This is a genomic window from Pseudovibrio sp. Alg231-02 (genome assembly GCF_900143565.1).
In the GTDB taxonomy this organism is placed as follows: domain Bacteria; phylum Pseudomonadota; class Alphaproteobacteria; order Rhizobiales; family Stappiaceae; genus Pseudovibrio.
The window spans coordinates 130,350-142,343 of record NZ_FREX01000012.1 but is presented as its reverse complement, the minus strand read 5'-3'; the positions used below and the strand labels follow the sequence as shown (position 1 = coordinate 142,343).

At 51.4% G+C, this 11,994-nt stretch carries 12 protein-coding genes; 2 read left to right on the top strand and 10 right to left on the bottom strand.

What is annotated here, in order from left to right:
* Positions 1-41 precede the first annotated feature (41 nt).
* The 8 genes from era to rpoZ form a co-directional block, all read right to left on the bottom strand.
* The gene (gene era / locus DHN43_RS24160; protein ID WP_063289384.1) at positions 42-962 is read right to left on the bottom strand and encodes a GTPase Era; all 921 of its coding nucleotides are present in this window, start codon (positions 960-962) and stop codon (positions 42-44) included.
* A 46-nt stretch (positions 963-1,008) separates the two neighbouring features.
* Complete coding sequence (rnc, locus tag DHN43_RS24155; protein WP_057464278.1) at positions 1,009-1,716, bottom strand: ribonuclease III; 708 nt, start codon at positions 1,714-1,716, stop codon at positions 1,009-1,011.
* Positions 1,717-1,856: 140 nt separating this feature from the next.
* Positions 1,857-2,606 (bottom strand): signal peptidase I, encoded by a 750-nt coding sequence (lepB, locus tag DHN43_RS24150; protein WP_199914854.1) that lies wholly within the window; start codon positions 2,604-2,606, stop codon positions 1,857-1,859.
* 145 nt (positions 2,607-2,751) lie between these two features.
* Positions 2,752-3,171 (bottom strand): holo-ACP synthase, encoded by a 420-nt coding sequence (gene acpS / locus DHN43_RS24145; RefSeq protein ID WP_057464280.1) that lies wholly within the window; start codon positions 3,169-3,171, stop codon positions 2,752-2,754.
* 152 nt (positions 3,172-3,323) lie between these two features.
* The gene (locus DHN43_RS24140; protein WP_057464281.1) at positions 3,324-3,908 is read right to left on the bottom strand and encodes a DUF2062 domain-containing protein; all 585 of its coding nucleotides are present in this window, start codon (positions 3,906-3,908) and stop codon (positions 3,324-3,326) included.
* Positions 3,909-3,933: 25 nt separating this feature from the next.
* Positions 3,934-4,527, bottom strand: a complete 594-nt coding sequence (locus DHN43_RS24135) for a hypothetical protein (protein ID WP_057464282.1) — start codon at positions 4,525-4,527, stop codon at positions 3,934-3,936.
* A 24-nt stretch (positions 4,528-4,551) separates the two neighbouring features.
* Entirely contained in the window at positions 4,552-6,789 is a 2,238-nt protein-coding gene (locus DHN43_RS24130; protein ID WP_063291607.1) for a RelA/SpoT family protein, read from the bottom strand.
* 95 nt (positions 6,790-6,884) lie between these two features.
* A complete protein-coding gene (gene rpoZ / locus DHN43_RS24125; protein ID WP_057464283.1) occupies positions 6,885-7,280 on the bottom strand; it encodes a DNA-directed RNA polymerase subunit omega in 396 nt (131 codons plus the stop codon).
* 823 nt (positions 7,281-8,103) lie between these two features.
* Between rpoZ and DHN43_RS24120 the strand changes: the two genes are divergently transcribed.
* Positions 8,104-8,688 (top strand): LabA-like NYN domain-containing protein, encoded by a 585-nt coding sequence (locus DHN43_RS24120; RefSeq protein ID WP_057464284.1) that lies wholly within the window; start codon positions 8,104-8,106, stop codon positions 8,686-8,688.
* Complete coding sequence (locus DHN43_RS24115) at positions 8,675-9,346, top strand: uracil-DNA glycosylase (protein WP_208995608.1); 672 nt, start codon at positions 8,675-8,677, stop codon at positions 9,344-9,346. The genes DHN43_RS24120 and DHN43_RS24115 overlap by 14 nt, the downstream gene beginning before the upstream one ends.
* A gap of 16 nt (positions 9,347-9,362) precedes the next feature.
* On the opposite strand, the gene DHN43_RS24110 is transcribed toward DHN43_RS24115, so the two are convergent.
* Both DHN43_RS24110 and DHN43_RS24105 read right to left on the bottom strand, forming a co-directional pair.
* Positions 9,363-10,109 (bottom strand): arginyltransferase, encoded by a 747-nt coding sequence (locus DHN43_RS24110; RefSeq protein ID WP_063297555.1) that lies wholly within the window; start codon positions 10,107-10,109, stop codon positions 9,363-9,365.
* Positions 10,110-10,147: 38 nt separating this feature from the next.
* The gene (locus tag DHN43_RS24105) at positions 10,148-11,980 is read right to left on the bottom strand and encodes an SLC13 family permease (protein WP_063297554.1); all 1,833 of its coding nucleotides are present in this window, start codon (positions 11,978-11,980) and stop codon (positions 10,148-10,150) included.
* Between the last annotated feature and the right edge of the window lie 14 nt (positions 11,981-11,994).

Sequence of the window (11,994 nt, the reverse complement as noted above, 5' to 3'; positions counted from 1 at the left end):
GTATCCTTGTCCGAAAACCGGATCCGCTTTTCGGGGATACGCTAGTGCGGGAAGTCCAATCCCATGTTGCGATAGCGTTCTGGATCATCGGACCAGTTTTCACGCACTTTCACAAACACAAAGAGATGGATTGTGGTCTCAAAGGCTTCTGTGAGCTCTTCACGTGCCGCTTTTGAGATCGCTTTGATGGTCTGACCGTTCTTGCCCAGCACAATTGACTTTTGACTGTCGCGTTCAACGAAGATTGTCTGCTCGATACGGATGGAGCCATCTTTCTTATCTTCCCACTTATCGGTCTCGACAGTGGAGATGTAAGGCAGCTCTTCATGAAGGCGTAGGTAAAGCTTCTCGCGGGTGATCTCAGCAGCCAACATACGCAGTGGGATGTCGGAGGCCTGATCTTCCGGATAGAGCCATGGGCCTTTTGGCATCTGATCGGAGAAGTACTTCAGGATGTCCTTTGTGCCGGAACCGTTGATAGCAGAGACCATGAAGGTCTGATCAAACTTGGTGTACTCGTTGGCTTTTGCCGCAAGTGCCAGAAGTTGATCGCGCTTGGTGATGTCGATCTTGTTGAGGATCAGAACTTTCGGGAGTTTGATGTGCTCCAGTTCGTTCAAAATACGCTCTACAGACTCATTGATGCCTTTCTTGGCGTCAATGAGAACGGCAACGACGTCAGCGTCTTTCGCGCCGCCCCATGCTGTGTCGACCATTGCGCGGTCAAGACGGCGTTTCGGGCGGAAGATGCCTGGTGTGTCAACGAAGATAACCTGGCTGTCGTCTTCAATCGCAACACCGCGAACGATTGCGCGTGTTGTCTGCACCTTGTGGGTGACGATTGAAACCTTCGTGCCAACCAACTGGTTCAGCAGCGTCGACTTGCCCGCATTTGGCGCGCCAATCAACGCGACAAAGCCAGCGCGTGTGTTTTCGTTGAGTTTGCCGAGGTTGAAGTTCATACCCTCTGGCAGGTCATTGTTGTTGTTTTCGTCGTTCATTTAAGACCTATTCGCTCCACACGCCTTCGCGGCGCAGGATGTTCTCGGCAGCGGACTGTTCTGCAATGCGCTTTGAGCTTCCGACGGCTTCGCCGGGACCAACGCCTTCCACATTCACGCGGATCTTGAAGATCGGGGCATGGTCTGGCCCGCTGCGAGAGACTGTTTCGTATAACGGAGTAGGGCGTCCTTTGGACTGTGCCCACTCCTGAAGAGTTGTTTTGGCATCTCGCAATGGACCTGTGTAAGACACCATTCTTACAGCAAAATAGCGTTTGATGAAGCTCTCGGCTTCGTCAAATCCGCTATCAAGGTAAATTGCTGCAATCAGGCTCTCGCACATGTCTGCAAGAATTGCTGTTTTAGATCGTCCACCAGTATGTGCTTCAGCTTCGCCGACGCGCATATGCTGGCCAATGTCGATGACCTTGGAAACTTCAGCGCATGTCTCGCGCTTTACAAGTTGGTTCAGGCGCCGAGCAAGTTCCCCTTCATCTGCTTTAGGGAAATTTTCTTCCAGCATCGTCGCAATTGCAAGGCCGAGCACTCGATCACCCAAAAACTCAAGGCGCTGGTAGCTCTGCAGGGAAGCCTTTGCAACCGGAAGGGCACTGGCATGCGTCAAAGCACGAACAAGGAGCTCCTTGTTCGTGAACTTGTAGCCGATGCGCTCTTCCAGAGCTGCGTCTGATACCGGTCTTTTTCTTCTGCTCATAATTCCGGCTAATTCCTTCAAAGACTGCTTTGCAGGCTTTCTGAAGCAGTTTGTGTCACTAACTGTATCACTCAAACTGCTTCAAGTGTGGTTGGGCGTAGTTTTTTCCGAAAACCGGAGGCCGTTGCAGGCGCTACGCTTTAGAGTACGTCGCCAAGGCGATCCCAGCGAACTGTCCAAGGCCATTTCCAGAACATCCATGCAGGCTGGTCATCTTCAATAGAGAAGAAGATGATTTCAGCGCGTCCGATAAAGTTCTCGAACGGGACGTAGCCCACTTCGGAAAGAACGCGGCTGTCCTGCGAGTTATCCCGGTTGTCGCCCATCATGAAATAGCGGTCTGCTGGTACGTGATAGACGGGTGTGTTGTCCAGAGAGCCATTGGTCGTGATATCAAGGGTCTGGTAGCTTATGCCATTTGGCAGTGTTTCGATATAACGCGGGATCTTGTGAATGTTCCCATAAGCGTCTTTTTCGATGTAATCGTCAATGCGCTTGCGCTCAACAGCATTGCCATTGATGTGCAAAATGCCATTGATCATCTGAACTTCATCGCCAGGCAAGCCAACCACACGCTTAATATAATCGGTGGAGTTGTCTTTTGGCAGTTTGAAAACGGCAATGTCGCCGCGCTCTGGAGGGGAACTCCAGACACGTCCGTCAAATGGTGCCAGTCCAAATGGGAAGGAGTACTTAGAATAGCCATAGCTGTACTTAGAGACGAACAGGTAGTCGCCAATCAGCAAAGTATCTTTCATGGAGCCCGAAGGAATAAAAAATGGCTGAAAAAGAAATGTTCTAACAACCAGAGCGAGTAGCAGAGCTTGAGCGATGACCTTAATGGTCTCATATACGCCGCCTTCCTGCTCCTTTTCTTTGGATTGGCTCATGTTCATCCTTCGTGGTAAGAGAATACTCGCTTGGCCCGATGCCCATCACTTAATTAGTGCGAGTCAGTCTCCTGACAATAATATTCACATAGGTGGATCTCTTAGCGGTTCAAGGCCACTTCTGCAATCCAGTTCATTTACGTTTTCACGGCTCTAGACCCGGCCAGTCCTCTGGCCATGCCGAAATAACGACAAATGCCTGTGCCAGCGGGTAATCATCCGTAATTGTAAGGTCAATTCGTGGCACAAAGCCTTTTGGCACAAGTTTATCCAGTCTTTCTTTCGCGCCGCCGGACAGTTGCAGGGTCGGTTTGCCGCTCGGCAGGTTCACGACGCCCATCTCTTTCCAGGCAACGCCCATGGAAAGACCTGTGCCCAAGGCCTTAGAGCAGGCTTCTTTGGCGGCGAAACGCTTTGCATAGGTTGCAGCCTTGTTGGCACGACTTTCTGCTTTTGCCCGCTCAACATCTGTGAAGACGCGTTTTGTGAAGCGATCCGGAAAACGGGAGAGTGTTTTCTCTATTCTTCGAATGTCGCTCAGATCACTGCCAATGCCAATAATCATCTCTGCCTCGTTGTGTGACGGATATATTGGCGCGTGAGCGCGAAACTCACAAGCCTTCTGAATAAGTTGTTGTGGTGCAAAACTTTTCAAGGAAACAACTTGTGTCTCCTGCTGGTCTGCTCAGTGTTGGAGTGCCGGTCCGGCGATCCCGTTTATTTTTCCTGAGCGACATTTTTGCTTTTTTTTGCCAGCTTTCTTTTTAAGCGAAAACGATGTGCTCTGGCTTTCTGGTAAGTGGAAACCGAGCCCAGAACAATAAAATAGAAAAAGACACCAGCGGCCAGACCGAGCGGGATTGAGCCAATCAACATTGGTTTTAAGATTGGCCAGATTGAATCCAACGATTGAGACAGCATGGAATGATCCAGCTTGCCACCTAAATCCGGAAGGGGCTTGTCTTCCAGATCCATAATATAGAGACCGACCTTGTAGGTGCTGGCCCAGATAAACGGGAAGGTGAGTGGATTGCCTACGGCTGTGCCTAATGCCGCGGCAAGCATGTTGCCGCGCAGAATATAGGCCAAGACAAAGCTGAGAATAAAATGGAAACCGAGGAATGGCGTGAAAGAAGCGGCGGCGCCTGCAGCAAAGCCTGCTGCAATCTTTCTTGGGCTGGCTGAAAGGCGGAGAACCCGTTTTGTTAAGTACCTGAAAGAGCGAGACCAACTGTGACGCGGCCAAACAGCCACGCGGATACGTTCTATTCTTGTTGGTTTATCCCGCCGTTTAAAAATCATTTCGGTTCAAGTACTTTGCTTATTTTCAATCGCGCCAGTTAAACGGCTCGATTGGGGTTGTTTCTATAGCCGGTATCTCAGCGAGTTCTTTTGGTACATTCTCGGCTGCATACACCGGTCGTTTTAAAGGAGCAAGAGATATTAGAGGTACTCCTAAGTCCGTATCGTCAAGACTCCTGTCGATAAAACAACCAATACCTACGGTGTTAATGCTCAGTGACTGCAGCGCTTCAATTGTGGAAAGGCATAGGTGACCTGTTCCTACAACATCCTGAACTATAAATACATTTGACTTTGGAGGGATGGTTGCCGGTCCGGTGGTGAGGTAGCCGCCTTCGCGGCGAAGCCAGAGGGCACTCTTCTGCATGATTCTTGCAGTTTGCAGTGCGACGATCAGGCCACCTAAGCTGGGGGCAACGAAATGGGAGAAGTTGAGGAGCTGGTGAGCGGCAATTTTTTTCACCAGTTCGGAGGCAAGGGTTTCGACCTTATCTGGATATTCCAGCAGCTTTTGTCGTTGCAGGTAAGCTGAGCCGTGCCAGCCTGAAGGAAGGATGAAGTGACCTTCCTTCAGGGCTTTTGTTTCTCTGAAAACGTCCAGGACTGCATTGGGCCCCATGGGTTTTCCTCTTGTTTTCAGCAGCTAGCCGTTCACCCTTTGCGCTTCTGAAACGTTGGGTTTGGCACGCAGCTGGTTCAGGATCAGATTCAGGTGCTTCAAATCCCATACCTCAAGATCAATTAGCATCTCGTGAAAATCGGAGGCTTTGCGGATCATTTTGATATTATCAATGTTACCGCGGTGATCACCGATGACCTTGGTGATTGCTGCCAGTGAACCGGGCTCGTTGACCGCGAACACGCTGATCTGCGCCGGGAAACGTTCCGGTGCATTGGGGTCGATGTCCCAGCGCACGTCGAGCCAACGCTCAGGCTGATCGTCGAATTCCTTCAGATCCGGTGATTGGATCGGGTAGATGGTGATGCCGACGCCCGGTGTCAGGATGCCGACAATGCGATCTCCTGGTACTGCGCCACCACTTGGAGCAAAGCGCACAGGGAGTGAGCCGGAGACGCTGGTACGGATCGGCAGAGAGCCGTTCTTGGAACTCTCCTGAGATCCTTCCGGAATCTTGAACTTGACCGAGCTGCCTTTGTCCAGATCAAACCAGCCTTCTGAGGCTGAGCCTGCTGCGGGTGGTGCACTTGGGTTGCGGTCGGCTGTTTGTGCTGGTGCGTAGTCTGGATATGCAACTTCCAGAATTGCGCTTGCTTGTACATCTCCGCGACCCACGGCGACGAGCAAGTCGAGGGTGGTTTCCATGGTGAACTTCTTGATGTGTGCTTCAAGAGCAGCTTCGTCGAAGTCCTTGCCTGCATGGGAGAAGGCGCGTTCAAGGATGTGCTTGCCAAGTCCGCCATATTGCTGGCGTGCGGAAGCTTTGGTTGCCTTGCGAATTGCAGAGCGTGCTTTGCCTGTGACAGCAATGTTTTCCCAGGCCGGAGGAGGGGTCTGCGCCTGTGAGCGGACGACGTCAACTTCATCGCCGTTGGTCAGCTCAGTGACCAGCGATGAGATGCGTCCGTTGATTTTACAGCCCACGCAGGTATTGCCGATATCCGTGTGAACGGCGTAGGCAAAATCGATTGGGGTTGCACCGCGTGGCAGTGCGATCAAACGGCCTTTTGGTGTGAAGCAAAAGACCTGGTCGTGGAAGAGTTCAAGCTTGGTATGCTCGAGAAATTCTTCCGGGGATTCCCCTTGCGCTAGCAGGTCAATGGTGCCGCGCAGCCAGCCATAGGCGCGGGATTCAGCCGTCATGGACTGAATGTTGCGGCCACCGGTGACTCCGTCTTTGTAGAGCGCGTGTGCTGCGATGCCGTTTTCAGCGATGCGGTGCATGGCTTGGGTGCGGATCTGCAGCTCTACACGCTGACGTTTCGGTCCAACCACGGTTGTGTGTATGGAGCGATAGTCGTTCTGCTTTGGCGTCGAGATGTAATCTTTGAAGCGGCCCGGTACACATGGCCAAGCCGTATGGATTACGCCCAGTACACGGTAGCAATCTTCTGGTGTTGGCACGATTGCGCGGAAGCCGTAGATATCGGAGAGCTGTTCGAAGCCGAGAGACTTTTCTTCCATCTTACGGAAGATGGAGTAGGCGCGCTTTTCGCGTCCACTGATCTTGGCTGTGATGCCTTGTTCGGCGAGGCGCTGCGTCAGGTCCTCTTCAATGTCCGTGATCAGGCTTTCGTTCTTGCCATGTAGAGTTGCCAGGCGTTCACGAATGGTATCGCGGGCGTCCGGGTAGAGTGTCTCGAAAGAGATGTCTTCCAGCTCATCGCGAATGTCCTGCATACCCATGCGGCCAGCAAGGGGTGCATAGATTTCCATGGTTTCTTCAGCGATGCGGAGGCGTTTGTCTTCGCGCATGTGGTGAAGTGTGCGCATGTTGTGCAGGCGATCAGCCAGCTTCACAAGGAGGACGCGGACATCATCAGCAATCGCAAGCAGGAGCTTGCGGAAGTTCTCGGCCTGTTTTGCTTTTCTGGAAACCAGATCCAGGCGTTGGATCTTTGTAAGTCCCTCTACGAGCTTGCCGATCTCTTCGCCAAACATGCGGTCAATCTCGGCACGTGTGGCATCGGTGTCCTCAATGGTGTCGTGAAGAAGAGCGACAGCAATGGTTGCGTCGTCAAGCTTCAGATCCGTGAGGATTGCAGCAACTTCAAGAGGGTGGGAAATATAAGGATCCCCAGAGGCGCGGGTCTGGGTACCATGCTTTTGCATGGCATAAACATATGCCTTGTTGAGCAGTGCTTCATCCGCATTGGGATTGTAGCTGGTTACTTTCTCAACAAGTTCGTATTGACGCATCATTTTCGGGCGGCCGCTTCACTTTAAAAATAAGCTAGGGCCGGACCTGAAAATGCGAGGCGCCGGCCCGGCCGACGCCGACATCTTGCAGAGGGCGATTAGTAGTCGTCGGAACGTTCCGGCGGTACCAAGCCTTCAAGCCCCTTAAGCAGGTCTTCTTCAGTAATACTGTCAAATTCTACTTCTGAATCATCAACGGCATTAATCTGAAGCTGCTGTGGGTCACTTGGAACCATTGGAGCTGTTTCAGCTTCTGGTTCATCAACTTCAACGAACTTCTGTAGTGAGTGAATGAGATCTTCTTTAAGATCTTCAGGGCTCACAGTTTCTTCAGCAATCTCGCGAAGTGCGCAGACCGGATTTTTATCATTGTCGCGGTCGATTGTCAGTGGAGAACCACTTGAAATCATCCGGGCGCGATGGCTGGCAAGTAGAACCAGCTCGAACCGGTTTTCAACCTTGTCGACGCAATCTTCGACGGTCACACGTGCCATTCGATCACTCCATAATATCTGGGAATTCAGAGGCCACTCATAGAATGCTTCTTGTTGCAAGGCAAGAGCCGTTTCTGCATTTTTTGTGCAACTCCTTTACATCTTATTATGTGGGGAGCGTTTTTCCATCTTTCTGCTGCTTAAGATTAGGCCATAGAAAAATTGGGGCTTTAGGTCTATCGCGCATGATTTTAGTTTAAATACTATTGTGAAGAGATGTTTTAGTGTGCAGTGCTGCGTCGGATTAGTTTTTTATTACAGCTTCTTCTGGGGGAATGAATTTTCAAATCTGCAACTCCTGAATGCTATTCAAGATGTGAATTGTACACTGGAATTGGAATAGATGAAAAAAAATAACATAAGAGATTAACCCATTTGGGGACCTAGATTTTCTTGGGATGCACTAGATCCGAAAAAACAAGGAAACCTTGTTTCTATTGGAACCTTTAGTATCTATATCCGGTGGTTTGTTTCTAAGCTAACTTGGATCTATAATATAAACTGGGAATATTTAGTGGGTTCCTGTTAATTTATGCAAGATGACATCTGTAAATTTCATTCATCTTGTTTTAGTTTCTGGCCGGTGAATCGAACCGCATTGGTCCAATATTAACTAGGCCAATGCAATATATATGCTGAGGGGCAAGGTTTTATGTTTGTCCGTAACGAATGCGTATTCGATTTAACGTAGAGTGCAACCGGGTCAATTAGAATGGCATACATTCTAGGCATGTCACGACAGCAAACAGGCATGCCCAGAAAGTGATTGCTTATAACAAGTTACTGACTTACGCGTCTGTGCAGCGGAAAGGCTAAAAATAATATGTTTGATCCCCGCGAAAAGATTGCTTTATTCATTGATGGAGCGAACCTTTATTCGACAGCGAAAGCTATTGGCTTCGATATCGATTACAAGCGTCTCTTGAAAGAATTCCAATCAAAGGGCTACCTGCTACGCGCTTACTATTACACAGCGTTGGTGGAAGAGCAGGAGTATTCCTCCATTCGACCTCTGATCGATTGGCTGGACTACAATGGCTATAAAGTTGTTACCAAACCTGTAAAGGAATTCGTGGATTCTGCAGGACGTCGCAAAATTAAGGGCAATATGGACATTGAGCTGGCTGTAGATGCCATGCAGCTTATTGACCATGTTGACCATATTGTACTGTTCTCTGGTGATGGTGACTTCCGTTCTCTGGTTGAGGCGCTGCAGCGTCGTGGCCGTAAAGTTTCTGTTGTTTCTACACTTCAGACGCAACCTCCAATGATTGCTGATGACCTGCGCCGTCAGGCTGATCACTTCATTGAATTATCTACGCTGATGCAGCGTGTTGGACGTGACCCAAGTGAACGTCCACCTCGTGTTGAAGAAGAGGATGATGAGATCGGAGATGACGACTACTAAGGTTCGTCACGGTATCGAAAGTTTGCAGAAGCCGGGGAGAGAGTGTGCACTCTGTTCCCGGCTTGTTGCGTATAGGGAGGAGCTGCGTGCGCTTCACCCTGACTGGCACAACGCGCCGGTGCTGGATTTTGGTCCAGTTGATGCCTCTCTTATTGTTGTTGGGTTGGCGCCTGGGCACAAAGGAGGGAACCGTACGGGTATTCCATTCTTTGGTGATTTTTCAGGTGAGATGTTGAATGGTGCGCTGACGGCGAGTGGTTTTGCTGCTTACAGGAATGAGGCAGAGCCTGAGCTCGGGATAGAGCCGATTGATGTGCGCATTACCAATGTGGTGAAATGTATGCCGCCGAAGAATGCGCCTAAGCCTGCTGAGATCCGGAGGTGTCGTGAATTCTTTCTGGATTCTCTGTTGGTTAGTGATGCGACGAGGGCTGTTGTGGCTGTTGGGCGGACGGCACATGAAGAGCTGCTCAAAGCCTTTGAGCTTAAGCTTCGTGACTATCCTTTTGCGCATGCTTGTGAAATTCAGCTTACGCCTTCTCTCAGAATGTTTTCCAGCTTCCATTGTTCGCAGTACAACGTAAACACGCGGCGCATTACGGCTGAAGAGTTTACGTCGGTGTTCCTGCGCGTTCAGGGCTATCTGAAATCCCTCTAGATTTGAGAGGGGGATATCATTTCTGCTTTTCCCAGCCTTGTGCACCAAGGTGCTCTTGTGGCTTGAAGCGTTCTTTGTAAGTCATTTTTGGAGACCCCTGAACCCAATATCCCAAATACACGTAGGGCAGGCCAAGGTGCTGTGCGCGGGCGATGTGTTCCAGGATCATATAGGTGCCGAGGCTTCGCGTGGTCTCGTTGTGGTCGAAGAACGAGTAGACCATGGACAGGCCATCGCAGAGGCGATCTGTTAGCGCAACCCCAATCAGCGGACCTTCGCCTTCGCCGGATATGAAGGTGTTCGGGCCTCTGCGGCGGTACTCAATGAGGGCTGTCTCCACGTGTGTGTCTTCCACCATCATGGAATAGTCGGTGGGGGACATCTCTGTCATGCCGCCGTTGGTGTGGCGGGCACTTAAGTATTCATGGAACAGATCGTATTGCTCTGTTGAAGGGCCTGGTGGAAGTTCTGTTCCGATCAGATCCTGATTGTCTTTCCAGACACGCTTCAAAGACTTCGTCCATTGAAACTCTTGTGCGCAGACGCGGATTGAAACACAGGCGCGGCAGTCTTCGCAGGCAGGACGATAGGCGATGTTTTGAGAGCGGCGGAAACCGCCTTGTGTGAGGACGTCATTGAGCGCAGGGGCGTTGGGCCCGACAAGATGCGTGAAGACTTTGCGTTCTTTACGATCTGGCAGGTAGGGGCAATCCGTAGGGGCAGTCAGATAAAACTGCGGGTTATCATAGGCTTGCCGTGTCACCTAGGGCGTCCCTTTCTCTTATTTATCCTCTTTTCGCCTTACAGATTATAATAGTAAGGAGCGACAATTGAGAAGGTCAACCATATGATTATGGCGAGAGGTGTGCCGGCGAAGAGAAAATCTGAGAAACGGTAGTGCCCCGGACCCATTACGATGAGGTTTGTCTGGTAGCCGATTGGTGTTGCAAATGAACAGTTTGCTGCAAAAATCAGGCAGACAATGAAGGGCTCTACGGGCACGCCTGTCCTGTGTGCCATCTCGATTGCGATGGGCGTGAAGAGCACCGCTGTTGCATTGTTGCTGAGTAAGTTGGTTAAAATCGCAACAACGGCAAAGAGAAGCGAGAGGACAAAGGCTGGAGATCTGCCGTCGGCGATGTTGAGCAATGTCTGTGCAATGGCATTATCACCCCCCGTTGCTTCCAGAGCGAGGGAGGCAGCAATGGAGGCGCCGATCAACATGAATATCCGGCTGTCGATTGTGCGCAGTGTCTGGCGGATGTTGAGGCAGCCGCACATGATCATAGCAAGGGTTGCTGCGATTGATGCTACCATAATTGGCACAACACCAGACACCGCGACTGTGATCATGGCAACGAAAATTGCCAGTGCGCGACGGGCATATTGTCGTTGTGGCAGCTCGGTTGCAGACCAGTCCATGAGCAGGACATCGCGGTTTCCGCGCAGGCGGTTGATTTCTTCGCGGTTGCCAGCAATCAGCAAAACATCGCCGGATTCCATGCGGATATCGGTCATTGGCATGCGCGGCATGCGGCTGCGGCGCTGCAACCCGGTGACAACACAGCCGGTGTCGGCGTGGAAGCTTGTCATGGAGAGTGTGCGGCCAATCAGGCGGGAGCCGGGGGCAATAACTGCTTCTGCAAGAGTGAGCGTACCAGATGGAGAGGCGTGTTCTGCTTCGCTGGTTGGGCTCTCGTTTGCATCAGCTGGAAGGAGAGGATGGCGTTGGCTGATGGCGCGGGTGAGAGTGTCGCGGGTGGCGGCAACGATTACTGTATCGCCCGGTTGCAGCTGAACGTCTTCAAAGGGGGGCAGGAGCGGGCGTTCTCCGCGCTGGATCAGGCGAACCGTCATTTCCTTAAGCGCTGGGAACATACCTGCGACAGCCTTTTCGCCCACCAGAGGATGGCCGTAAACGATTGGAATCTGCGCGATAAACTGGCGTCCATCCTTGCCGGTGAACTCCTCTGCCATGGTTTGGCGAGGTTTGAGCAGACGCGGCAAAATCACCAAAACATAAACTGCACCGACAGCTGCGAGAATGGAACCGAATGCGGTGAAGGTGAAGAAGTTGATACGGACTTCACCAGTTGCGTTGGCGACATTGGCTACGAGCAGGTTGGTGGAGGAGCCGATCATCGTTGTCATGCCGCCAAGGATCGTAATGAACGAGAGAGGCATAAGAAAACGAGAGGAGGAGGTGTTATGCGCGGCGGCGACGGTGGTCAGAATTGGAAGCGTGATGACAACAACGGGTGTGTTGTTCAAAAATGCGCTGACAATGCCAACAGTAATCAGCAAAGGGCCGGTTGCCAGCCAGCGGCGCTGTTTTGAGATGCGCAGGATCGCCTGAGCGGGTTTGTCGAGGGCATCCGTCTGGAAGAGGCCTTGGCCGACAATCAGCAAGCAGATCACCGTGATCAGCGCTTGATTGGAAAAGCCGGAGAGAAAGTCCTCCGGCCTGATTGGCGTTCCATTCAATGTTTGGGGAAAAGCCATGAACAGTAGCATGAGGGCTACAATGGAGCCCAGTGCTACGATCTCGATCGCAACGCGTTCCAGCGCATACAGGACGATCGTGAATCCGATGATCACAAAGGTCAGGATCATCGGTATGTTCAGGTTCTCCATGCGCGTCCCCGCTC